Source organism: Aeromonas sp. s4 (assembly GCF_040907855.1).
Taxonomy (GTDB): domain Bacteria; phylum Pseudomonadota; class Gammaproteobacteria; order Enterobacterales; family Aeromonadaceae; genus Aeromonas; species Aeromonas caviae.
This window is the reverse complement of sequence record NZ_JBFOCP010000013.1, coordinates 1-22,794: the sequence shown is the minus strand read 5'-3', so window position 1 is coordinate 22,794 and position 22,794 is coordinate 1. Positions and strand designations below refer to the sequence as shown.

Sequence of the window (22,794 nt, the reverse complement as noted above, 5' to 3'; positions counted from 1 at the left end):
AAAATTAACCCCTAATAGGTATAGAGGTGGGCATGACGCATTTTTTCTGTCGCTGGCTGGCACACGCATGGGGGAGCCCCCGCAGACCCGAGGTGGTCTGCCATGAGGCACGCCCGCCCTGGGCCATCGACGAGTCCCAGTTCCTCACCCTCTGCACCCGTTGTGGCGACTGCTTCAAGGCGTGTCCCAACGGCCTCATCAAGCCCGCCGATCGCCCCGAATATGACGGCAGCCCCATCGCCGGTACCCCAGTGCTGGATCTCGCCTGTGGCCAGTGCAGCTATTGCGGCAGCTGCGCCAGAGCCTGCCCCACGGGCGCACTGGATCTCTGCCTCGGCCGTCAGGTGCAGACCCGGGTCAGGATAGAGGCGAGCTGCCAGGCCCGTCAGGGCTACTACTGCCTGCTGTGCGAAGATGCCTGCCCCCAGCAGGCGATCAAGGTCGGCAGCGAGGGAGTGACCGTCAACATGGCCGCCTGCGATGGCTGCGGCGCTTGCGGCCTCGCCTGTCTGCACGGAGCCATCACCCTTGTGCCCCAGCTCTGACCGCTGGCAATGACAGAGGGGCCCGCAGGCCCCTCTGTCATTCACCGTGGCATCATGCCATGGTCAGGATATTATCCTGCTCTATACCGAGAAGGTGGCACAGACGAGTGGGATCCCGCACCGCATCCGCCAAAGTGTACTCCCCCAGCACCTCCAGGAAGGCGTGCATGGCGCGGCGTAGAATGCCCTGGATGCGGCAGCCCCCGGAGAGACGGCAGTTTTCGCGCTTGCAGTCCACCGGGCAGAGCACGTGCTCCATGTCCATCACCACATCGCGCAGGTTGATGGAGACGGCGGCACGGCCGAGGCGGATGCCCCCATGCTTGCCACGCACCGTCTCGATGTAACCTTTGATGCCGAGCTGATGCACTATCTTGACCACGTGATTGCGGGAGATGGCGAAGGTGTCGGCCACTTCCGTGATGGTCGACAGGCGATCACCGGGCTGGATGGCCAGGAAGGTCAGGGTACGCAGGGCGTAATCGGTAAATCGTGTCAGTTGCATGGTCGCACTTGCCTCTTACTACAAGCCAGAAATCAGGACGACAGCCGGTGGCCAAAGAGGGGGTCTGCACATGCGTGCGCACGGGATGGGCTTCTTCGACCGAGTCGTGAAGTCACAAGGGTAAGAGCAGCCCGGGCGGGTGTCGACGAAGATGTACATAAATCGACACTTTCTTTGATTGATCGCAAACTTGCCGCCTCAGCGAGGGGTTTTGGCGGTTTCCGTCGACAAACCCCCACCTCCTCTGCCATCGCCGGAGCCGTTGTCCGGCGAGTTCAGTGGGGCTGCTTCAGCCAGTTGCGCAGCGCCTGGGAGGGGATGGAGCTCTCGGAGGCCACCGCGAAGGCGCCCCAGTCCACGGCGCACTGCAGCGCATCGGCCATGGCCATGCCCCGCGCAAGACCGTGGATGAGACCGCCCGCGAAGGCATCCCCCGCCCCCGTGGTATCCACCACGGAGACCGGTCGCGCCGCCACCCTGACCTGCTCCTCCCCGTGAATGGCCACGGCGCCCGCCTTGCCCTCGGTCAGCACCAGCCATTCAAGCTGCTCCCCCGCGAGCTGGCGGGCATGCTGCCAGGGGTCACTCACCTCGCCGAGATCGGAGCGGGAGGCCACCAGCACGTGGCAGGGGCGGCGGGCCTGCCCCCCCTTGGGATACTGGGCCACCACGAAACTCTTGGCGAGCATCTGGCGCATGTAGCCCACGATGGCGGTGCCCGGATAGTTCACATAGAGGCAGTCCACCCCTTCGGTCGGCAGATCCCCCGGCAGATCCGGACGACGTGGGCGCCTGAGGATGGTGCGCTCACCGGTGGCGTCCACCAGCACCAGCAGCTCGCCGGTCTCGCCGCCAAAGCGTTCCACATGGCTGCAATCCAGGCCGTATGAGGCCGCCTGCTCCAGCAGCCAGTCACCGGTGTCGTCCAGCCCGACCCGGGAGGCGATGATCACCTCGTGTCCCGCCCACACCAATCCGATGCCGGTATTGGCGGCGCCGCCGCCGAGCCTGCGCCCCTGATCCACGTATTGCAGCCGCGCCCCCGCCACCAGGGGCTCGGCCAGGGAGAGCACATGATCACAGTTGAGATTGGCGAGCAGCAGGATGCGGGACATGGAAACCTCGGCGGGAGGAGGCCGACACCCCGGGGTGCCGGCACAGAAACGGAAGCGGGATCAGTAGACGGGCAGCTCCACCCCTGACAACAGCTCGTCGATACGTGCCTGGGTCGGCTGCTGCATCACGTTCTGGATCATCTCCTTGGTGAGATGGGGGGAGAAGGAGCTGATGAAGTCATACATGTAGTTCTGCAAGAGGATGCTCTTGCTGAAGCAGATCTGGGCCGGGCAGGGCTCGAACAGGTGCTCCAGATTGATGGCCACGAGGCCGGGGGCATCGCTATCGTTGGCTACCAGGGAGGAGATGATGCCGATGCCAAAGCCCAGCTCCACGTAGCGCTTGATGACGCCGGCATCCATCACCGTCATGTAGTAGTTGGGAGTGAGGCCGGCCGCCTGGAACACCCTGTCCTGCACCTGACGCCCGGTGGCGCCGCTCTCGTAGCTCAGGATGGGATACTGGCAGAGCTGCTCCAGGGTCGGCTTCTTCACCTTGGCCAGGGGGTGCTCCTGGGGCACCACCAGGGAAAGGGTCCAGAGGTAGGCGGGCAGCGCGATCAGCTCCTTGTCGAAGCCTATCTCGTGGGCCACGATGGAAAAATCCGAGTATCCCTTGCTGATCTGTTCCTTGGTGGCGGACATCACAGGATGCAGGTGGAACGAGATCTTGGGGTACTTTTTGGTGAAGTAGGTGACGCTTTTCGGCAGCAGGTAGCGGGCGATGGTGTGGGTGGTGTGGATGTTGAGGGTGCCCACGGTCGGATCCAGGTACTCCCGGGAGATGGCCTTGATCTTGCTCTCGATATTGAGCATGGCCTCGGCACACTTGATGATCTCCTCCCCCACCGGGGTGATCCGGTGCAGGTGCTTGCCGCGGCGCTCGAAGATGCGCACCCCCAGCTCGCTCTCCAGCAAGCCGATCTGCTTGCTCACCCCAGGCTGGCTGGTATAGAGCGCATCGGAGGCAACGGAGACGTTGAGATTGTGGTCCCGCACCGCGATCAGATACTTCAACTGCTGTAGTTTCAAGGTTGCCCCCTCACAGACTGACGCGGCGCTCGTCGATGGACTAGGCCGCCAAAAATGGCGGCCAGTGTATCATCCGGACTGGGCATATCGCCGCTTGATCCTTCATTTTGTTACAAAATCTAGCATCAGCGCGGTGGATATGACAAACGGGGTTCAGCGCGCGTCGGCCCCGATCGGCAGGATGCCGAGGAACTGCAGCAACCACTGCATCATGGTGGCGGAATCCACCTCCCCTTCCAGGGAAGAGAGACTGCTCTGGTAATGTGCATCGGGCAGCCTGTCCCGTCGCCGCTCGATCAGGGCCCGGTTGTACGCCACCGAGAATTCCGGGTGCCCCTGGATGGCGACGATGTGATCCCCCTGCAGGAACATGAAGTTGGGGCAGAAGTCGTTGCCCGCGAGCAGGGTCGCCCCCGGCGGAAGCTGCTCCACCTGATCCTGGTGGCTTGCCAGGATGCGGATGGTGTCCAGCCCCGGCGCCATCCAGGGTTTTGTCGTCTGCATGGCATGGACCGACACCCCCAGCCCCCACCCCTTGGTGGACTTCATCACCTCCCCTCCCAGCGCCTGGGCGATCACCTGATGGCCGAAGCAGACCCCGGCCAGCTTGACGTTGGCATCGTGGGCCCGGCGGATCCAGTCGCGCAGCGCCAGGATCCAGGGGATGTCACTGTAGGCATCGTGACGCGAGCCGGTGATGAGCCAGGCATCGCATTCGGTCAGATCCGGGGGCAGATCGCCGTCGAGGGCGGACCAGACCCGAAATTCCAGCTCGGGGGCCAACGCCCGGAAACCCTTGATAAACATCTCGGAGTAAACGGGACCAAAATCCCCCACCAAATCGGGGTCCAGCCGGTCACAATCGAGAATACCCAGTCGCATCTGTTACTCCTTGACAGAAGCGCCCCCGCAGACCGGCGGCCTGCGGGGGCAAGAGATTAAAGCCATGGCAGCGAGCCGGTGGCTCACTTCATGGTCGGCATGGAGAACTCGGCGCCGGCGCGCAGGCTCTGGGGCCAGCGGGCGGTCACCGTCTTCATCCGGGTGTAGAAGCGCACCCCATCCGGCCCGTGCATGTTGAGCGGCCCGAAGATGGACCGTTTCCAGCCACCAAAGCTGTGAAACGCCATGGGCACCGGAATGGGAACGTTCACCCCTACCATACCGACCTGAACCCGCGTGGTGAAGTCCCTTGCGGTATCTCCGTCACCGGTGAAGATGGCGGTGCCGTTGCCGTACTCGTGTTCGTTGATGAGGCGCAGGGCCGTCTCGTAGTCCGGGGCCCGCACGATGGCGAGTACGGGGCCGAAGATCTCCTCCCGGTAGATGCGCATCTCGGGGCCGACCCGATCGAACAGGCTGCCCCCGATGAAGTAGCCCTCGCCATGGCTCAGGCCCCGGCCATCCACCACCAGCTCGGCCCCCTCGGCCACCCCCTGATCCACGTAGCCGCGCACCTTGGCCAGGTGTTCCCGGCTGATGAGGGGCCCCATCTCGTTCTCCGGACTCTGACCGAGACCGGGGCCGACCCGCAGGGCCGCCACCAGGGGCGAGAGCTTCGCCACCAGGGCATCGGCGGTCTCGTCACCCACCACCACGGCCACCGAGATCGCCATGCAACGCTCGCCCGCCGCGCCATAGGCGGCCCCCATCAGGGCGGAAACCGCCTGATCCAGATTGGCATCCGGCATGACCACCATGTGGTTCTTGGCGCCGCCCAGGGCCTGCACCCGCTTGCCGTGGGCCGAGGCGGTGGCATAGATGTACTGGGCGATGGGGGTGGAGCCGACAAACGACACGGCACCGACCCGCGGGTCGGTCAGCAGCACGTCCACCACCTCCTTGTCGCCGTTGACCACGTTGAGCACCCCGTCCGGCAGGCCCGCCTGCTTGAGCAGTTCGGCCATGCGCAGGGAGAGGGACGGATCCTTCTCCGAGGGCTTGAGGATAAAGGTGTTGCCGCAGGCCAGGGCCACCGGGAACATCCAGAGCGGCACCATGGCAGGGAAGTTGAACGGGGTGATGCCGGCGCAGACCCCCACCGGCTGCATCATGGAGTGACTGTCCACCCCGCGGCCCACGTTGAGGGAGTGCTCCCCCTTGAGCAGATGGGGAATGCCGCAGGCAAACTCCACCACCTCCAGCCCCCGGGTCAGCTCCCCCTGGGCGTCGGAGAAGACCTTGCCGTGCTCACGGCTGATGAGCTGGGCCAGCTCGTCCCTGTGCTGCTCCATCAGCTCCTTGAAGCGAAACAGCACCCGGGCCCGCACCAGCGGCGGGGTCTGGGCCCACTCCCCAAAGGCGCGCTCGGCGCAGGCAATCGCCTCGGCACACTCGTCGGCCGTGCTGAGAACGACGGAGCCCTGCTGCTGGCCGGTGGCCGGATTGAAGATGGCACCGAAACGCTCGCTGCGACTCTCGGTCGTCTCGCCGTCGATGAAGTTGTCGATCCTGTAACTCATAAATCCTCCGTGATGGGTCATCCGTCCTCCCCTCGCCGCGCCGGGGCAGCACAGGGGGATGACGCCCGGGACGAGCGCCATCCTGTGTGATGTGGGGGTCAGTCCTGGGCCTGCAGGGCGTCCTGCAGCAGGGTGAAGAGATCGTCTATCTGGCTGCGCTCGATGATGAGGGGAGGCGACAGGGCGATGATGTCGCCGGTCACCCGGATAAGCGCCCCCTTCTCGAAACAGCGCACGAACACCTCGTAGGCCCGCTTGCCCGGTGCATCGGGCATGGATTCGAGTTCGATGCCCGCCACCAGGCCGTAGTTGCGCACGTCCTTCACGTGCTTGCAGCCCTTGAGGGAATGGGCCACCTCCTCCCAGTAGCCCGCCAGATCGGCCGCCCGGGTCAGCAGATTTTCGTTACGGTAGATCTCGAGGGTCGCCAGACCCGCCGCCGCCGCCACCGGGTGGCCGGAGTAGGTGTAGCCGTGGAACAGCTCGATGGCCCCCTTGCCCGCCGCCATCATGTCGTCATAGATGTGGTTCTGTACCAGCACGGCCCCCATGGGGATGGCGCCGTTGGTGAGCCCCTTGGCACAGGTGATCATGTCGGGGATGACGTCGAACTCCTGGGCGGCGAAGGGAGAGCCGAGGCGGCCGAAACCGGTGATCACCTCGTCAAAAATCAGCAGGATGCCGTGTTTGGTACAGATCTCCCGCAGCCGCTTGAGATAGCCCTTGGGGGGCATGATGACCCCGGTGCTGCCGGCGATGGGCTCGACGATGACCGCCGCGATGTTGCTGGCGTCGTGCAGGAAGACAATCTTCTCCAGTTCATCGGCCAGGGTGAGGTCTTCTGCTGGCAATCCCTTGGTGAACGCATTTTTCCCTATATTGAGGGTGTGGGGCAGATGATCCACCCCGGTCAGCAGGGAGCCGAACCACTTGCGGTTGCCGGGAATGCCCCCCACCGAGATGCCGCCAAAACCCACCCCGTGGTAGCCGCGCTCGCGGCCGATGAGCCGGGTACGGGTCCCCTGGCCGCGAGCCCGCTGCCAGGCCAGCGCAATCTTGAGCGCGGTGTCCACGGACTCCGATCCGGAGTTGGTATAGAAGACGTGACCGAATCCCTTGGGGGCGATCTCCACCAGCCGGTTGGCCAGCTCGAACGGCAGGGGGTGGCCCATCTGGAAGGTGGGGGCAAAATCGAGGTGGGAGATCTGCTGGGAGACCGCCTCGGCGATCTCGCGCCGACCATGGCCTGCGTTGCAACACCAGAGTCCGGCAGTGCCATCCAGTATCTTGCGGCCATCCTCTGAGTGATAATACATCCCCTCTGCCGACTTCAGGATGCGCGGCGCCGCCTTGAACTGCTGGTTGGCGGTGAACGGCATCCAGAAGGCGGACATGTCGGGGGTATTGATGTCGCTGACAGGTTTCATGGTCACCTCATCCTTAAGGCGTTTAGTAACACCCGGCTCATGCCTATTAAATTAAACACCTGAATCCATAAAAAAGGGCTTTTATCGCCCGGCTTGGTGTCACCCCTCAGGGGTGGTATAAGATATTTAACACAATTTTAATAATAGTAAACAGTCAAGGAGTGTCTATCGATGGATATCGGTCACCGCCTCAAGGCGGTTCGCACCAAGGCGGCCCTCTCCCAGCGCGAGCTGGCAAAACGCTCCGGTGTGACCAACGGCTTTATCTCCCAGATCGAGAAAAATCAGGTGAGCCCCTCGGTGGCCTCCCTGCGCAAGGTGCTGGAAGGCATCCCCATGTCATTGGCCAGCTTCTTCACCGACGAGACGGAGATGGATTCCGAGGTGATCTTCCGTGCGGACGACATGCCGGATCTCGGCACCCACCCCATCAGCTACCGTCTGGTGGGTCACAGCCGCGCCAACCGCGCCATCGGCATGATGCAGGAGATACTGCCCCCGGGCGCCGACACCGGTGACGACATGCTGAGTCACGAAGGGGAAGAGTGCGGCATCGTCATCCGGGGTCAGGTGGAAGTCACGGTAGGCGAGCAGGTTCACCTGCTGGCACCGGGGGATGGCTACTACTTCGACAGCCGCACTCCCCACCGTTTTCGCAACGTGGGGGATCAGGAGTGCGTACTGATCTCGGCCAACACGCCCGCCAGCTTCTGACGGGCCTTCTCCCGGAACAGCCCGCCGGGATCCCCCCCTGCCCGACCCGGGGATCAGGCCCGCGACACGGGCTCCAGCCCCGCCGCGCGGCCCCCGACACCACAGGCCAGGGCCCCCGGTTTGCCCCGCCGTTGGCCCGGGTTGTTCGTGGTCAGTGTTTAATGAATTGTTACAAGATGGATTTACAAGCGGCAGGATGTTTAGCATATTGATACGCGGAGACTGACTTTCTGCCGGTTCAAGGAGTGAACATGAGTGACCTGACCCTGGCCCAGTGGCAACACAAGGCCGCCCATCTGACCCTGCCCTCGCAAGCCTTTATCGACGGCACCTACCGGGATGCCGTCAACGGCGCCACCTTCGATTGCATCAACCCGGCCAACGGCCAACTGCTGACCAGGGTCGCCTCCTGCGACGCCGCCGATGCCGAGCTGGCGGTCAAGGCGGCCCGTGCCGCCTTCGACGACAAGCGCTGGTGCGGCCTCTCTCCCAAGCAGCGCAAGCTCATCATGCAGCGCTTCGCCGAGCTGATGCGCCTGAACCTGGTGGAGCTGGCACTGCTGGAGTCGCTGGATATGGGCAAGCCCATCGGCGACGCCATGGGGTATGACGCCCCCGCCGCCGCGAACTGCATCGCCTGGAACGCCGAGGCGATAGACAAGATCTACGATCAGGTCGCCCCGGTGGAAGAGTCCGCCCTGGCCCTGGTGACCCGCGAGCCCCTCGGTGTCGTGGCTGCCATCGTGCCCTGGAACTTCCCCCTGGTGATGGCCTGCTGGAAGCTGGGCCCGGCGCTCGCCACCGGCAACTCGGTGATCCTCAAACCCTCCGAGAAATCCCCCCTCACCGCCCTGCGCATCGCGGGTCTGGCGAAGGAGGCGGGCATCCCCGACGGCGTCTTCAACGTGCTGCCAGGCTTCGGCCATACCGTGGGCGAGGCGCTGGCCATGCACATGGACGTCGACTGCATCACCTTCACCGGCTCCACCAAAATCGGCAAGCACCTGGTGCAGTGCTCCGGCAAGTCCAACCTCAAGCGCGCCTTCATGGAGTGCGGCGGCAAGAGCCCCAACATCGTGCTGGCGGATGCACCGGATCTGGACGCCGCCGCCAGAAGCGCCGTCGGCGCCATCTTCTACAACCAGGGGGAAGTGTGCACCGCCGCCTCCCGCCTGCTGGTGCAAAACAGCATCAAGCCCCAGTTCATGGAGCGGCTGCTGGCCCACGCCCGCGAATGGATCTCGGCCAACCCGCTCGACCCCACCACCCGCATCGGCGCCATGGTGGACCACATCCAGATGGAGCAGGTGCTCAACTACATCGCCATCGGCCAGCAGGAGGGCGCCAAGCTGCTGCTGGGGGGCAAGCGCACCCACACCGAGAGCGGCGGCTTCTATATCGAGCCCACCATCTTTGACGACGTGACCCCGACGATGCGCATCTTCCGCGAGGAGATCTTCGGCCCCGTGCTGGCTGTGACCGGCTTCGACACCCTGGAAGAGGCCATCGCCCTTGGCAACGACACCGACTACGGCCTGGCGGCCGCCATCTGGACGGCGGATCTCAACCAGGCGGTGAAAGGGTCGCGCGCCCTGCGCGCCGGCACCGTCTTCGTCAACAACTGGGATGGCGGCGACATGACCATGCCGTTTGGCGGCTTCAAGCAGTCCGGCAACGGGCGCGACAAGTCCCTGCACGCCCTGGAGAAGTACACCGAGCTGAAAAGCACCTGGATCCAGCTCGAATAACGTCATAAATGACGCTTATCAACAAAACAGGGGGAGAAATCCCCCTTTCTCATTTTTACTCTTTTATCCCCTCGCTCAATCGATATAATCGTCAAATAGCAAGCCATTAAATTTAAAGATAAAAATGCTGTTTTTTCTGGGAAGTGTACTGTTTCTGGTGGTGGGACTGCCGCTGTTGTTCTTCGTGCTGGGTCAGGGGGAAGCCTATGTCACCTGGGGCCCCTGGATCTCCGCCATCGCCCTCATGCTGTGGCTGCTGATGGACGTGGAGAAGATCCGCCGCGGGGGCGGTCGCTGAAGTCGCTCCTGCTGTTAAAATCCCGTCAGACCCATTTATTGTCTTCTTTCCCTGCAAAAGGATCGCTACACTGACTTTTTGCGATGTTTCCCGACATCCGCACTCCAGTGAAGGTTATCCGCATGCAACAACAGATCCAGCGCCAGGGCGTCCTCTATGCCCTCGGCGCCTACACCCTTTGGGGCCTGGCACCCATCTACTTCAAGTCCCTCTCCGCCGTGCCGGCCGCCGAGATCCTGACCCACCGCATGATCTGGTCCTGCGCCCTGCTGATGGTGCTGGTGCTGCTCGGACGCCAGTGGCACAAGGTGCAGGCGGTGCTGCGCCAGCCCAAGGTGCTGCTCACCCTGGCCTTCACCTCCGTCACCGTCGGCGGCAACTGGCTGCTGTTCATCTGGGCTATCAACAACGGCCACATGCTGGATGCGAGCCTGGGCTACTACATCAACCCCCTGTTCAACGTGCTGCTCGGCATGGTGTTTCTGAGCGAGAAGCTGCGCCGCCTGCAGTGGTGGGCGGTGGGGCTCGCCTTTGTCGGTGTCGCCGCCCAGCTCATCGCCTTCGGCTCCCTGCCCTGGATAGCCCTGGTGCTGGCCTCGAGCTTCGCCATCTACGGCCTCATTCGCAAGAAGCTGGCCCTGGACGCCCTCACCGGCCTGCTCATCGAGACCTTGATCATGCTGCCGCCAGCCGCCTTCTATCTGTGGGGCATCGCCGACAGCCCCACCAGCCACCTCACCCAGAATGACTGGCACCTGAACCTGCTGCTCATCGCCGCGGGCGCCGTTACCACGGCCCCCCTGCTCTGTTTCACCGCGGCGGCCACCCGGCTCAAGCTCTCCACCCTGGGCTTCTTCCAGTACATAGGCCCCAGCCTGATGTTCATCCTGGCGGTGACCCTGTATGGCGAGGCGCTGGCGCTGGACAAGATGATCACCTTCGGCTGCATCTGGAGCGCCCTGGTGCTGTTCAGCCTGGATGGCCTGCGCAGCGGCAAGCGGCGCCAGGAGGCCGGCTGAGGCGCCAGCGCAATAATCTACAAGCCAAGGGGCCGCTTTCGGGGTATCAATAGGGGATGAACGCACCCCAATCCCGCATCCACTACTGGCAATCCCGGCTGCTGCCGGGGGTTGAACTCTCCCACTCCCACCACAGGGAGTTCAGCTATGGCCGCCACGTGCATCTGGACTACCACATCGGTCTGGTGCAGCGGGGCGGCCAGAAGTTCATCCACAAGGGGAACAGCCACAACCTGGTGCGCGGCGAACTCTCCACCGTCAACCCGGACGAGATGCACGACGGCCTCAGCCTGCTGCCGGAAGGGTACGAGGTGCGGGTCTTCTCCATCGCCCCCGAGCAGCTGGCCCGCTGGCTGCCGGAACACCCCGAGCCCTTTTTCCACCAGGGATTGCAGAGCCGCCCCGACCTCTATCAGGGCTTTGCCCGCCTGCACATGCACCTGGACGGCCCCGCCCCCGACGGCCTGCTGGCGGAGAGCCAGTTGCTGGCCCTGCTGGGCGAACTGTTCCGGCTCGCCCCCGAGCGCCACGCCCTGGCGGATCCCCAGCTCAGGTTCCTGCGCGACCATCTGCTGGCCCGGCTGGACGAGCGCCACACCCTGGAGGACCTGGCCGCCCTGTTCGGGCTGGATCGCTTCGCCTTCCTGCGTCAGTTCAAGAAGAAGACCGGCATGACCCCCTATGCCTGGCTCAAGCGGCTGCGCCTCGAACAGGGCAAGCGCCTGCTCGGCAGCGGTCTGCCGGTGAGCGAAGTGGCACTGGCGGTGGGCTTCTTCGATCAGAGCCACTTCCACCACGGTTTTCGTCAGGCCTTCGGGCTCACCCCGGCGGAGTATCGCCAGCAGATGCTGCCCGCCTGAATCGTCGCTGCTGCAATCTTTTACAATCTCCCGTCCCCCGTCCTGCCCCATGCTGTCACCTCCATACCGCTGTCGGAGGTCTTTTATGTTCACCAGCCTGTTTCTGACCCTGGGTCTCGTCCACCTCGTCGCTCTGGCGAGCCCGGGCCCGGATTTCGCACTCATCCTGCGCACCAGCCTGCACAGGCCCACCGCCCTCGGAGCGGCCCTTGGCATCGCCCTCGCCATCCTGCTCCACGCCACCCTGAGCCTGACCGGCATCAGCCTGCTGATCGCAAGCCAGCCCTGGCTGTTCCTCGCGGTGAAACTGGTGGGTGCCCTCTATCTGGGCTGGCTGGGCTGGGGGGCGCTGAAGGCGGCCTGGCAGGGAAGCGGGGATCTGGCGCTGCGCGCCGGAGGCGAGCGGCCGGGCTGGCGCAAGGGGGTGAAGAGCGGGCTGGCCACCAATCTGCTCAACCCCAAGGCGATGCTGTTCTTCATGGGACTGCTGGCCGCCATGGTGACGCCCCAGGTGGATGGCCTGACCCGGGGCTTGCTGATCCTGGAGCTGTTCCTGCTCTCCCTCGTCTGGTTCAGCGCCCTGGCCTGGAGCCTCTCCACTCCCCGCGCCCAGCACCTGCTCGGCCGCATCCAGCGCCCGCTCAACCTGATGACAGGCCTGCTGTTTGGCGCGGTCAGCCTCTCCATCCTGGTGGATCTGCAGGGGCACTGGCCAGCAGCCTGACCGGCACGTCCTTTAAGGCGGCAAGCAGGGAGGGGCCTTGACGGACGGCGCGACTACTCCCCGCGCCGCATCCCCTTGCGCAGGTAGACGTAACCCTCCCCCGGGCTGCCCCAGCGCTGATGGGCGCCGTTGTCATAGGCCCTGTCCAGCAGCCGGACACTGTCCGGGCCGATCCAGAGGTACTGCACCAGGGTGGTGGCACCGCCAAAATCGGTGGCGCAATGCCCGACCCGGGTCTGTCCCTTGTACTCCCCGCCCGGCTGTCGGGTCAGCCAGATTTCGCACCCTTCGCGCAGGGAGAGTTGCTGCGGGGTGAGGGAGTCAAGCAGCTCGGGCCGACGCCAGGCGCCGGCAAAATCCGTGGCCCTCGGCATGGTCAGTTCGGCCATCAGGATGCGGCCATCGGGCAGGGAGGAGAAGCGGTAGATGCGCTGGCGAAACGGTCGCTGCGCCCGCTCGGTCAGAAACTGCTCCGCATAGACCCAGCGAAAGGGGCCTTCCCCGGGCCAGATCTCCACCAGCCGCAGCTCGGCGCTGGTGAAGCGGGCATCGAAGGTGGCCTGCTCCTGGCTGGAAAACTCCCCCGAGAACCAGGAGAGCAGGGGCTCCAGCCTCCCCTGCGTGGCATGGGGGCCGGGGGCCGTCACGAAGGGGACGGGCGCCGCCCAGATCAGGCTGGCGTAAAACAGCCCCAGCAGGGCCGCCATCAGCTGTGTCATCGAATCCTTCCGAGTCGCTTGCATGGCGGCGATTATATGAGCGAACGGTGACAATAACCTCTATCTTGATCAACTCCTTGAAGAGAAAACGAAAAATCCTCTCTGCAGGCGAAAGGAGGCGACGCACCCCCGCAGGCCACGGGGATGACGGCTATCCTTGCTGCGACCCGTCCCTGTTGCCACCAAGAGGAGTCCCCCATGAACACAGTCACCCTGCATCGCGTACTCAAGGCCCCGCCACAGCGGGTATACCAGGCCTTTGTGGAGGCAGACGCCCTGGCCAAATGGCTGCCCCCCCATGGCTTCACCTGCAAGGTGGCGGCGCTGGATGCCAGGGTCGGCGGCCAGTTCAGGATGTCGTTCACCCACTTCGCCAGCGGCCACACCCACGCCTTCGGCGGCGAGTATCTCGCGCTGGAGCCGGGCAAGCGCATCCGCTACACCGACCGCTTCGACGACCCCAACCTGCCGGGGGAGATGCAGGTCACCATCACCCTCACCCAGGTGCTGTGCGGCACCGATCTCGCCATCGAACAGGCGGGTATTCCGGCGGTCATCCCGGTGGAGATGTGCTACCTCGGCTGGCAGGAGTCCCTGATGCAGCTCGCCACCCTGGTAGAGCCCGAGATCCCCGCCGAGTGACCCGACACGGGGGCTCCCCCGGTGGCCCGCGCACAGATACCCCTTGTGAGAGAGGGGCCTGATCAGGTATCTCTGTGGGCAGGGCGGGCTGCGTTCTTGCAGCGACCATCCACCGCCAGGAGCCCCCATGAAACGAGTCTTGATGATGACCATGGCCGCCGCCCTGCTGGGCGGGTGCGCCGTGAAGAACCAGGTCACCCACAGCCTGCAGGCGATCCCGCTCACGGCCTTCCAGCAAAGCGAGAGCAACCCCAATCAGCGCATCTACAAGGAGCCCGGCGTGGATCTTCGCCAGTACCACGCAGTGCTGCTCGATCCCTTGCAGTTCATCCGCCAGGAGAACGGCCAGTGGTATCTGCTGACCGCCAACGAGCAGAACGAGATAGGCCGCTACTACCACGCCACCTTCCAGCGGGAGCTGATGAGCCACGGCGTCAAGATGGCTACCGAACCCGGTCCCGGCGTGATGCGGGTGCAGGCGGCCATCACCAACTTCGACCTGACCCGGCCCGACCCCAAGCTGCGGGATCTGCTGCCCGCCAAGATCGCCATCAACGTCACCCGCGAGGTAATAGGCAAGGAGCCCTATCTGCTCAAGGTGGGCAGCATGGCCCAGTTGCTCGACGCCCAGAGCGGCAAGCTGCTGGTGCGGGTGATGGACGCTCGCGAGAGCCCGGACACCACCCACAAGGATTCCCCCATCACCGCCCTGGAGATGGAGAAAATGATCGATCAGTGGGCCACAAGTCGCGCCAAACAACTGGCCGACAATCTGGGGCGCTGAGCCGGGCCGAAAACGACAAAGCCTGCCAGGGGGCAGGCTTTGTTGTCGCTGAAGCGCGGCTTATTGCAGGTTCAGACCGCCCAGGTAATCCCGCTTGCCCAGATCCACCCCGGCCTGGCGCAGCAGGGCATAGGTCATGGTGAGGTGGAAGTAGAAGTTCGGGATGCCGTACTCATGCACGCAGCTGTGGCCGTCCATCCCCTTGCCGCCCGCCCAGTAGGGGTAGTAGTGGCCGCTCGCATACTGGCTGAAATCGGCGTCCAGCTTGCCTTGCAGGTAGGCGATGGTCTTGGCCACGTGGGCGCGCAGATCCGCCATGGTCTTGGGATCATCCCCCAGCACCGGCGGCTCGCTCAGGCTGGCGGTGGCCACCACGGCGCGGGCGCTGTCACAGCAGATCAGCACCTGCTTGCTCAGGGGCAGCATGTCGACGATGAGGCGCTCATTGAAGAAGTTGTCCACGTTGAATTTCTTCGCCTCGGCGTGGGCCTCGGCCTTGGCCAGACACTGGTCCAGGTTGGTCAGCATCTTGATGAACTGGGCTGCGATATCACGATTCATAATGCACTCTCGGTTGGTTGAAGGCAGTAAAACGAGCGGCTCCACTATAGCGCATCCCCCTTGCAGTTCGAGCCCGAGGGGATGAAAAGCGAGGGCGTCCTCCTTGCCCTGCGACAGGCAGTGGCGATCACCGGCGGGCTGCGAGGCCAGAGCGCCATACCCCGTCGCCGCACCGAGTCCCTCTTTCCCCTTTTTTTGATCTGTGACAGGCATCTCGTTTTTCGAGGGGCGTAGTCTGGAGCCCGTTGCCCCGGCACGGGCCGGGGCACCCATCCCACAAGGAGAATGCCATGAAGATCTACGATCGAAACCGCAATGTGCTGACCCTGGGCCAACGGGTGATGATTGCCGCCACCGGCGCGGTCGACACCCTCAAGGAGGCGCACACCGACAACCTGACCCCCTATGAGGCGGAACATGAGAAGTGCGTGCTGCTGACAAACAGCCAGGAGCGCTACGCCCCCATCGAGTTGATTAGACTAGGCTGATCCCGTTTTCCGTCACCCTACTCTTTACAATTCACCCGGCCGCACGCCCGTCGCTGGCCGGGTTTCTGGTCCCCTGTTTCGCCATCATCTCTCATTGCCCTAGTCCCATTGATGCTCGATGGCAGCTAGCCATGTCTCCATCTGCCTCGGCGTCAAAGGGCCGCTCGGGGTACCGGTCACGGTCCGTGACATGGGGATACAGCACGCCATCGCCAATGGCTTCGGTTAGGGCGGCGTGAATGCCTGCATATGATTCCAGGGCGGGCAGTGGGCTTGATCTTGCCATTGGCTGGAGGGGCGGCGAACGCCTTGTCCAGGTGTTCGCCAACACGTTTTGATAGCGACAGCCAACATCGCTGCGACTTGCTTGAAAGGATGATGCTCGCCTACGCGGTGGGCACTGTACCTCCGTCGATCACATATTCGGTACCGCTGATGGAGGCGGCCAGGGGAGATGCCAGAAAGGCGATGAGATTCGCAACTTCCTGCGGTTTGGCAGGGCGACCGAGGGGGATCCCTCCCAGGGAATCCATGATGATCTGCTTACCGCCCTCGTAGTCCGTGCCAGCCTGGGTTGCCAGCCGCTCGGCCAGCGCAACGGATGCCTCCGTCTCTATCCAGCCGGGAGAGACCCGTACCACCCGCACCCCTTTTGGCGTCACCTCTTTCGACAGGCTCTTGCTGTAGGTTGACAGTGCAGCCTTGGCGGCGGCATAGGCCGTGGTCGACTCCGGCAGGGGCAACTCACGCTGGATGGAGGTGACATGGATGATCACCCCCTCCCCCTGTACCAGCATGGCGGGCAGCAAGGCGCGATCCAGGCGCACCGCCGGCATCAGATTCAGGCAGAGCTCCCGCTGCCATTCCTCCTCCCCCAGCGCCGCGAAGCCGCCACCCGGCGCCGATGAGCCCCCCAGCACGTGGACAATGATGTCCACACCGCCCAGCCTGGCGTTCACGGCATCCACCACCGTATTGCAGCCTTCCACACTGGTCAGATCGGCGGCGACGAATTGTGCTTCCGGCACCTCCGCCGGGCGGCTGCGCGCCGTGGTCAGCACCCGGGCGCCATTGTCACGAAACAGGGTGAATACGGCCTTGCCCACCCCCTTGGTCCCCGCGGTGATCAATACCCGCCGGCCTTGCAGTGCCAAATCCATTGTCATCATCGTATCTCCAGAGAGTGAATGTCATCGCCCGACATCAGGAACAGGTGATCAAGCATCACAGGACTGCCGGGGAAGTTGCCCGCCACCTTGGCAACCACGGTCACCCGCGCCCCGTCCTGCGTCACCTTCATGGGTGTCACACAGTAGTCGAAGGCGGCCCGGGTACCCGCCATCCAGGACTGGATGGCGCTATGTCCCTGATGGGTATGGCGTTCGTCCCGCACAAACGCATCTTCGGTGAAACATCCGGCCAGGCGGGCGGGATCCCCCCCGTTGCTGACCTCGAAATAGGTGGCAATGGATGGAAAGAGTAAGGTCGTCATCGTCATCCTCGCTAAAAGACAATTGCTGTACCGCCACTTTCCACATAGGCTTACGTTTAATCAAGTACGCACAAAAAAGTAAGTGACTCACCCATGAACAAGATCTATACCCCGTCCACGGCGGCCACCGGTGTCGAAGAGGTGCTCAAATTGCTGGAAGGGCGCTGGAAGCTGGTCATCCTGTTCCACCTGTTTGATGGCAAGGTGCAGCGTTATTCGGACTTTGAGCGGCTGATCCCGGCCATTTCCCAGAAGATGCTTGCCCAGCAGTTGCGACAGCTGGAAGCAGACGGCATCGTCGTGCGCAAGGTCTACCCGCAGGTGCCGCCCAAGGTGGAGTATCGCCTGACCGACTGGGGACAGGCCCTGTGCCCGGCGCTGGACGCCCTGCTGAAATGGGCGGAGCAGAAAGAGGCGCTACAGCCCGGAAACGCAGCCGAGCAGGAAACGTCCGACTAGCCATCCGTCAACCAGGAAGCCGCATACCGGCTCCGTCCCCCAGGTCTTTACAATTCACCCGGCCGCCGCGCCCCGTCGCTGGCCGGGTTTCTCTCTCCGCTCTACTCCTTCTCCGAGCCGCTGCACCTTATGAGGGCGAGGCGATGCAGCTGGCCGGGATCCAGCCTGATTGCCCCGCTTCGTTGTGAACCCAGAGCCAGCCTGCCAGCTCCCGCTCCACCCGTACCCGCTCCCCCGCCGCCACGTCTAGCTCCCGGGCGGTATAGTCCTGGCGCGCCTGCGCCTCCCCGGCGCTGATCGGGGTCAGCAGGGACAGGGGCGCCCACCCCTCGTTGCCGTCTGCGGTAAAGGTGCGCACCCAGCCCGGGAACTCGTCGTCCTCGTGGCCGATGCGCACCCGCTCTCCGGCCCGAAAGGCGATGGGATTGGGGTAGCAGGTGTGGTGCGCCGTGGTGATCAACGCCAGCATTGTCTCGTCCTCCGACAGGTTCTGTTTGGTGACGCCCAGAGTCATACCACAAGCCGGGCCCCGTTGCGTCAACCGGGCTCACACCCTCTGGCAGAGGGCGATCTCCCCCGGGGCGGGCCGACGGCTCTGATCCCCACGATTCATTACTATCAGTGAATTTTCATATCATCCGAGTGTCATTTCAGTGAACACATCACCGCCCTAGACTGCTTCTCGAACCTTAACGAGGAGTCTTGTATGAAACTCACCCATATCCCGTTGCTGGCCGGCACCCTCGCCTCGGCCTTCTCTTTCAACACCTTCGCCGGTGACATCGTCTCGGTGCAGTTCAGCGATGGCCGCCCTGCCGTGACCGGGGTCGAAGCGGTCAACAACGCGCTCAACCCCATCGGCGTCAACGTGGTCACCGTCGACATCCCCGTGGCCGCCAGGCCGCTGCTTGAAGCCTCCCACCGCCGCGCGTTGACCAAAGCGGAGCACGGCGCCCTGATTGCGGCCTTCAACCTGAGTCAGGGGGAACTGCTGGAGCAGGCCAGGCTCGCAGGGCGCGCGCCCGCGGTGCAAGGGGGCGGCGTCGCCACCGAGGAGACCGGCGTCGGCCCCTACCCCAAGGTCTATGACCTGATGGCGCTGGACGAGCGCACCCGCAGCGCCGTGCTCGGCAAATATGGCCGCATGCACGTCAACTCCGCCGAGGACGGCACCGACATCGACGAGGTGATGACGGTGGTCAGCGGCGGCCCGTTCCGCTGGGGCTTTACCCTCAAAGACGGCAGTATCGCCCGCTTCCAGATAGACAAGGTGGGCCTTGAGGACAAGGCCGTGCGAGTCAGCTATCACGGGCTCGGCATGCACGCCGGGTTGATGGACGCAAAACAGGGGCTGCTGGTGGCTTTCGCCCACGGGCCCAAAGCGTTCACCATGCGCTACCAGGCCGACGTGCCCCACGCGCAGCTGCTCGGCACCAACCCCTGGGCCGATGTCGGCATCACCCTGCCCCCCGCCCCCGGCAAGGTGCAGTAAGCCGGTGCGTGCCATCTGGCGGCGGGGCCCGGGCCCTGCCGCCTGCTTTTATGCCTGCTATGCCTGCCGCCTCGGGGCCGGGGTGCCCTGGGCTCATCGCCTCTCTTTCGTCTGCGTCTCTGCCGGGCCCGCCACGCCCCGGAGGGCCATGATCCGGGCCGGTCTGCCACCGGCAACTTTCTGTCTGGCGGGGGATGGGGGGTGGACACCCCGGGGAACCGCACTATTGTGATAAAAGTGCGCAATGATGGCGCCATCATTTACCAGTAGTGAATTAACGGGGGCAGGATGAACAAGATCACGGCGCTGAACGTCTTTCGCCGGGTGGTGGAAATGGGCACCTTCAGGGCGGCGGCGGACGATCTGCGCCTCTCCCAGGCGGCGGTCAGCAAGAACATCAACGAGCTGGAAGCCTTTCTCGGCATCGCCCTCATCAACCGCACCACAAGGCGGCTGAGCGTCACCGAATCCGGCATGGCCTATTACGGCCAGATATGCGCCGTGCTGGACAGCCTGGAGGCCGCCGACCAGTCCATCATGGCCGCCTCCTTCACCCCCAGAGGCAGGCTGAGGATCGGCATGCCCATGTCCTACGGGCTGATCCGCCTCAACCCCCTTGTCTGCGAATTCCAGCGCCGCTATCCGGAAATCGGCATCGAGGTGATCCTGAGCGACGCCTACATGGATCTGGTGGATCAGGGGCTGGACGTGGTGATCCGGGGGGCAGGCACCCTGGAGGACTCCACCCTGCGCGCCAAACCCCTGTGCGAGGTGCAGCGGGTGCTCTGCGCCGCCCCCGACTACCTGAAGGAGGCGGGCCAACCCGCCCACCCGGCGGATCTCAAGGGCCACAACTGCCTGCGCTACAGCCTCTCCTCCTCCCCCAACAAGTGGTTCTTCACCCGGGACGCGGAGAGCGTGGCGGTGGAACTGCCCCCCGCCAGCTTCTGCGCCAACAACGGCATCGCCCTGAAACAGGCGGCGGTGCAGGGGCTCGGGGTGATCCTGGTACCGGATGAATTCGTGTCGAACGAACTGGCAGACGGCACCCTGGTCAGACTGCTCCCCGACTGGCAACCCGACCCCCACGCCCTCTTCGCCGTCTACCCCTTCCACAAGGAGCAGTCCCGCAACGTGCGGCTCTTTATCGAATATCTCGTCAAGGCGTTTCAGTTGCGGTGAGCCCGACAGGCGGGAGTGTGAGGCATTCACCTGTTGGAACCCGCCTGCATGTAGGTTCGATTAGCGAAGCGTCATCGGACGATCGCGTAATCAATCGCTCCCTCTGGCTACCGTCCGTCGTCCAGGATGACGCCCCCTGCCTGTGTTGCCGATCTATCCGCAAATAGTCGCCTGCCAAGCTGGCGGATCAGCAGCAATGGCGCCAGCAGGGTGAGCAGCAGCCAGTGGGTGTGAGGCAGGATAAAGGTCCAGATGATCTCGTGGGGCAGCCAGGTCGATGCGGTTGTCGTCATAAAGGCGATGTCATAGGTCTGCCACACCCAGAGCCCGGCAAAGAGCGGCAGCAACAGCGGGCGGGGCGTCAGCAAAAACAGCGGCCAGAAGGCAGAGGCGAGCACGGCGCTGAACTCCAGCATGGCCGGGGCCAGCTCGGCAAAGGTCCGCCCTTGGAAGAAGCCACTCCATTCGAGAGACGTATCCTCGGCCAGTGCCGGCCACCAGGATGCGTATTGAAACAGGGTAAACGAGATCATAAACAGCAGGCTGGTCAGCAGCGCCAGCGCCGCTTTTCGCAGCAACCACAACCCCAGCCGTCGCAGTGTCGACATCCACTTAGACATTAATGACTCCCATCTGGTGACGGGGCAGTATGCCTTGGCTGGTTTCAGCTTCAAAGCGGTACGCCATGCCCGTTAATTGTTGAAATATTGAATCCCGTCACATCACCATCAACCTGAGCGGTTGCGTACCCGCAAGGCCCCATGCGAACCTTTATTTTCCTTTCTTCCAACCAAAACAGAGGGCGCCGGGCAGCCGCATCTCTTACATGTCGAAGAACGATGCCACCCTTACCCTCAATACCGAGGCGGGTAAAAACTACTACGTCTGGCAGGAGGTCAAGATGGACCTGCTGATAGCCCGCTCCAAGCTGAGTCAGGTCAGTGAGGAAGAAGGCAAGCAAGGGGTGATGGAGAGCAAGTTGGTTAAATGATTGAGTTTTAAAGCAAGGCGTAGTTATATCAGCTACGTCTTAGCTAGAAATTGATTTCTAATAGGGGGTTGCGTCGTTATATGGACCAAGAAAGAATTGAAAGTGTTCTTAAAAAGAACAAATATATTAATTCAAAGTTTACTGGTTATTTTATATCAACATTTAGCATATGGAACACTTGTTTCGCTCCAATTATTATTGGCCTTGGTGTTTCCTATGTTTTCTTATTTAAAGATGACTTATCAAAGCTTCATCCTTCATTTTTTATATTCTGTTTTGTTTTCTTGGTTGTTCATTTTTTGCTCTCCGTTGGATTTCATTACCTTGATAAGAGAAGTGATACAACTATAGAGCTTTCCGAGTTAGTGAAAAAATATAATAGCATATCTGATGATATTGAAAAAATTTATGAAAGAATGCATTTATCAACCTCGTTGACAGCAACACAAAAGTTAGTTATCTATCTAACAACATTAAAAGTTAATAGTCACATCAGGGATATGATCCACGGTAAACGAGATGGTTCACTTTCTGAAGAAACAATGGATAATAAACTGCAGGATTTCTTTGACACAATACTCAGCTATCTTTCCATACACAGAGAAGTGCTATTTAGTTTTGTTAGTGAATCTCGATACAACATAGCTCTCTATATATATGATAACCGCAACCAAGAGCTACAGGTAGCATCAAGACGCTGTGATGATAGAATTATTAGAAAAGATAGAAGTTGGAAACCTGGTTTTGGGCATGTAGGTTTAACACACTTACACAAAGAATTGAAAATATGCCCCGATATTACTAAAAGTAATGAACTGAAAATAACTAACCCATCAGATAAAAGAAATTATTGCTCTTTTATATCCGTCCCAATCCTAACATATAATGAAAGCAATTCAGACAATGAGTGTCTAGGAGTTCTTGTGTTGACAAGTGCCCAACCAGAACAATTCTCATTGGAAAGAGATAAAGATTTTCTACAAAATATAGCGTCACTTATTGCTGTGTATTTAGATGTTGCTATAGAAATATATACAAATCACGAAAATAATCAAAGCAAAAACTAGATTTAACTTTAAAAGTGTGCTAAATGATAGTGTGTCTATGTCAAAGAGATAGATAAGGAGGGGCCGAGAATGAACACGCTAAAAAAAAGGAAAATAGTGGGCTATGCCAAACTCCTAGTGCCCAAAGGAAACGAGCTTGATGGATATACTGTTTCCAACGAATTTGAAAAGACATTTTTCAAATATTCTTCTCAAGGTCTAGATAGCCAAGCGGAAGAAATGATGGCTGATTGGATATACAATAAAATTAAGCAAGAAGAAGATGCAATATTCCAAGGTATATCAAAACATCAAAAAATAAATATCTAGGCACAATTGAGTACTAATTGCTATCGCGATATAACGACTAACCCGGCCTAAAGCCGGGTTAGTGTGTACAGATCTAGTTATCGCCTGACACCGGCCTCAAACCGGCGTCTTGTTTACGCTACTTTAGTGCGCACTTCCTTCGGTATCAATTTCAGACCC

Annotated in this window: 28 protein-coding genes; 16 read left to right on the top strand and 12 right to left on the bottom strand. The window is 61.8% G+C overall.

Annotation, left to right across the window (positions count from 1 at the left end; all coding sequences use genetic code 11):
- Positions 1-32 precede the first annotated feature (32 nt).
- Positions 33-545, top strand: a complete 513-nt coding sequence (locus AB5Y89_RS02495) for a ferredoxin-type protein NapF (protein WP_010672500.1) — start codon at positions 33-35, stop codon at positions 543-545.
- Between the two features lie 52 nt (positions 546-597).
- On the opposite strand, the gene AB5Y89_RS02490 is transcribed toward AB5Y89_RS02495, so the two are convergent.
- The 6 genes from AB5Y89_RS02490 to AB5Y89_RS02465 form a co-directional block, all read right to left on the bottom strand.
- Positions 598-1,050, bottom strand: coding sequence for an Rrf2 family transcriptional regulator (locus AB5Y89_RS02490; protein ID WP_010672499.1), 453 nt, complete (start codon positions 1,048-1,050; stop codon positions 598-600).
- A 275-nt stretch (positions 1,051-1,325) separates the two neighbouring features.
- On the bottom strand, positions 1,326-2,165 hold the full coding sequence (locus AB5Y89_RS02485; protein ID WP_041212154.1) for a PfkB family carbohydrate kinase: 840 nt from the start codon (positions 2,163-2,165) through the stop codon (positions 1,326-1,328).
- Positions 2,166-2,225: 60 nt separating this feature from the next.
- A complete protein-coding gene (locus AB5Y89_RS02480; RefSeq protein ID WP_041212153.1) occupies positions 2,226-3,197 on the bottom strand; it encodes a LysR substrate-binding domain-containing protein in 972 nt (323 codons plus the stop codon).
- Between the two features lie 153 nt (positions 3,198-3,350).
- The gene (locus AB5Y89_RS02475; RefSeq protein WP_010672496.1) at positions 3,351-4,079 is read right to left on the bottom strand and encodes a glutamine amidotransferase; all 729 of its coding nucleotides are present in this window, start codon (positions 4,077-4,079) and stop codon (positions 3,351-3,353) included.
- Between the two features lie 83 nt (positions 4,080-4,162).
- Positions 4,163-5,659, bottom strand: a complete 1,497-nt coding sequence (locus AB5Y89_RS02470) for a CoA-acylating methylmalonate-semialdehyde dehydrogenase (protein ID WP_053288836.1) — start codon at positions 5,657-5,659, stop codon at positions 4,163-4,165.
- Between the two features lie 98 nt (positions 5,660-5,757).
- The gene (locus AB5Y89_RS02465) at positions 5,758-7,086 is read right to left on the bottom strand and encodes an aspartate aminotransferase family protein (RefSeq protein ID WP_368222820.1); all 1,329 of its coding nucleotides are present in this window, start codon (positions 7,084-7,086) and stop codon (positions 5,758-5,760) included.
- Positions 7,087-7,257: 171 nt separating this feature from the next.
- On the opposite strand from AB5Y89_RS02465, the gene AB5Y89_RS02460 reads away from it, so the two are divergent.
- The 6 genes from AB5Y89_RS02460 to AB5Y89_RS02435 all read left to right on the top strand — a co-directional run bounded on the left by AB5Y89_RS02460 (position 7,258) and on the right by AB5Y89_RS02435 (position 12,449).
- Positions 7,258-7,800, top strand: coding sequence for a cupin domain-containing protein (locus AB5Y89_RS02460; protein WP_010672493.1), 543 nt, complete (start codon positions 7,258-7,260; stop codon positions 7,798-7,800).
- A gap of 251 nt (positions 7,801-8,051) precedes the next feature.
- The gene (locus AB5Y89_RS02455; protein WP_368222818.1) at positions 8,052-9,548 is read left to right on the top strand and encodes an aldehyde dehydrogenase; all 1,497 of its coding nucleotides are present in this window, start codon (positions 8,052-8,054) and stop codon (positions 9,546-9,548) included.
- A gap of 124 nt (positions 9,549-9,672) precedes the next feature.
- Positions 9,673-9,846, top strand: coding sequence for a hypothetical protein (locus tag AB5Y89_RS02450; protein WP_010672491.1), 174 nt, complete (start codon positions 9,673-9,675; stop codon positions 9,844-9,846).
- 122 nt (positions 9,847-9,968) lie between these two features.
- Positions 9,969-10,865, top strand: coding sequence for an EamA family transporter RarD (gene rarD, locus AB5Y89_RS02445; protein ID WP_139737187.1), 897 nt, complete (start codon positions 9,969-9,971; stop codon positions 10,863-10,865).
- Positions 10,866-10,921: 56 nt separating this feature from the next.
- Positions 10,922-11,725 (top strand): AraC family transcriptional regulator, encoded by an 804-nt coding sequence (locus tag AB5Y89_RS02440; RefSeq protein WP_010672489.1) that lies wholly within the window; start codon positions 10,922-10,924, stop codon positions 11,723-11,725.
- Positions 11,726-11,810: 85 nt separating this feature from the next.
- Positions 11,811-12,449 carry a LysE family translocator gene (locus tag AB5Y89_RS02435; RefSeq protein WP_010672488.1) on the top strand — a complete coding sequence of 213 codons (639 nt, stop codon included), beginning with the start codon at positions 11,811-11,813 and terminating at the stop codon, positions 12,447-12,449.
- Positions 12,450-12,502: 53 nt separating this feature from the next.
- On the opposite strand, the gene AB5Y89_RS02430 is transcribed toward AB5Y89_RS02435, so the two are convergent.
- Positions 12,503-13,168, bottom strand: a complete 666-nt coding sequence (locus AB5Y89_RS02430; protein ID WP_041212148.1) for a chromophore lyase CpcT/CpeT — start codon at positions 13,166-13,168, stop codon at positions 12,503-12,505.
- Positions 13,169-13,366: 198 nt separating this feature from the next.
- Between AB5Y89_RS02430 and AB5Y89_RS02425 the strand changes: the two genes are divergently transcribed.
- Both AB5Y89_RS02425 and AB5Y89_RS02420 read left to right on the top strand, forming a co-directional pair.
- Positions 13,367-13,810: an SRPBCC family protein gene (locus AB5Y89_RS02425; RefSeq protein WP_045522445.1), complete on the top strand. Its 444-nt coding sequence runs from the start codon at positions 13,367-13,369 to the stop codon at positions 13,808-13,810.
- A gap of 127 nt (positions 13,811-13,937) precedes the next feature.
- On the top strand, positions 13,938-14,594 hold the full coding sequence (locus AB5Y89_RS02420; protein ID WP_201888987.1) for a DUF3313 domain-containing protein: 657 nt from the start codon (positions 13,938-13,940) through the stop codon (positions 14,592-14,594).
- 60 nt (positions 14,595-14,654) lie between these two features.
- On the opposite strand, the gene AB5Y89_RS02415 is transcribed toward AB5Y89_RS02420, so the two are convergent.
- Entirely contained in the window at positions 14,655-15,155 is a 501-nt protein-coding gene (locus AB5Y89_RS02415) for a DUF1993 domain-containing protein (RefSeq protein WP_041212145.1), read from the bottom strand.
- Positions 15,156-15,445: 290 nt separating this feature from the next.
- Here AB5Y89_RS02415 and ydfZ point away from each other — a divergent pair, with 290 nt between their 5' ends.
- Positions 15,446-15,643, top strand: coding sequence for a putative selenium delivery protein YdfZ (ydfZ, locus tag AB5Y89_RS02410; RefSeq protein WP_010672483.1), 198 nt, complete (start codon positions 15,446-15,448; stop codon positions 15,641-15,643).
- Positions 15,644-16,029: 386 nt separating this feature from the next.
- Here the strand turns inward: ydfZ and AB5Y89_RS02405 are convergent, their stop codons facing one another.
- Both AB5Y89_RS02405 and AB5Y89_RS02400 read right to left on the bottom strand, forming a co-directional pair.
- Complete coding sequence (locus AB5Y89_RS02405) at positions 16,030-16,812, bottom strand: SDR family oxidoreductase (RefSeq protein WP_199767283.1); 783 nt, start codon at positions 16,810-16,812, stop codon at positions 16,030-16,032.
- Positions 16,809-17,135, bottom strand: a complete 327-nt coding sequence (locus AB5Y89_RS02400) for a nuclear transport factor 2 family protein (RefSeq protein WP_052814920.1) — start codon at positions 17,133-17,135, stop codon at positions 16,809-16,811. Before AB5Y89_RS02400 ends, AB5Y89_RS02405 begins: the two co-directional genes overlap by 4 nt.
- 93 nt (positions 17,136-17,228) lie before the next feature.
- Between AB5Y89_RS02400 and AB5Y89_RS02395 the strand changes: the two genes are divergently transcribed.
- On the top strand, positions 17,229-17,594 hold the full coding sequence (locus tag AB5Y89_RS02395) for a helix-turn-helix domain-containing protein (protein ID WP_052814919.1): 366 nt from the start codon (positions 17,229-17,231) through the stop codon (positions 17,592-17,594).
- Between the two features lie 127 nt (positions 17,595-17,721).
- On the opposite strand, the gene AB5Y89_RS02390 is transcribed toward AB5Y89_RS02395, so the two are convergent.
- Complete coding sequence (locus AB5Y89_RS02390) at positions 17,722-18,063, bottom strand: SH3 domain-containing protein (protein ID WP_135320832.1); 342 nt, start codon at positions 18,061-18,063, stop codon at positions 17,722-17,724.
- 237 nt (positions 18,064-18,300) lie between these two features.
- On the opposite strand from AB5Y89_RS02390, the gene AB5Y89_RS02385 reads away from it, so the two are divergent.
- A complete protein-coding gene (locus AB5Y89_RS02385) occupies positions 18,301-19,086 on the top strand; it encodes a hypothetical protein (RefSeq protein ID WP_368222817.1) in 786 nt (261 codons plus the stop codon).
- Positions 19,087-19,374: 288 nt separating this feature from the next.
- On the top strand, positions 19,375-20,268 hold the full coding sequence (locus AB5Y89_RS02380; protein WP_368222816.1) for a LysR family transcriptional regulator: 894 nt from the start codon (positions 19,375-19,377) through the stop codon (positions 20,266-20,268).
- Between the two features lie 107 nt (positions 20,269-20,375).
- Here AB5Y89_RS02380 and AB5Y89_RS02375 read toward each other — a convergent pair whose 3' ends face one another.
- Complete coding sequence (locus tag AB5Y89_RS02375; protein WP_368222815.1) at positions 20,376-20,888, bottom strand: hypothetical protein; 513 nt, start codon at positions 20,886-20,888, stop codon at positions 20,376-20,378.
- A gap of 206 nt (positions 20,889-21,094) precedes the next feature.
- Here AB5Y89_RS02375 and AB5Y89_RS02370 point away from each other — a divergent pair, with 206 nt between their 5' ends.
- From AB5Y89_RS02370 to AB5Y89_RS02360, 3 genes are all read left to right on the top strand, one after another.
- On the top strand, positions 21,095-21,259 hold the full coding sequence (locus AB5Y89_RS02370; RefSeq protein WP_368222837.1) for a hypothetical protein: 165 nt from the start codon (positions 21,095-21,097) through the stop codon (positions 21,257-21,259).
- Positions 21,260-21,339: 80 nt separating this feature from the next.
- Positions 21,340-22,326: a GAF domain-containing protein gene (locus AB5Y89_RS02365; protein WP_319892013.1), complete on the top strand. Its 987-nt coding sequence runs from the start codon at positions 21,340-21,342 to the stop codon at positions 22,324-22,326.
- 69 nt (positions 22,327-22,395) lie between these two features.
- The gene (locus AB5Y89_RS02360) at positions 22,396-22,635 is read left to right on the top strand and encodes a hypothetical protein (protein ID WP_053288842.1); all 240 of its coding nucleotides are present in this window, start codon (positions 22,396-22,398) and stop codon (positions 22,633-22,635) included.
- Positions 22,636-22,794 lie beyond the last annotated feature (159 nt).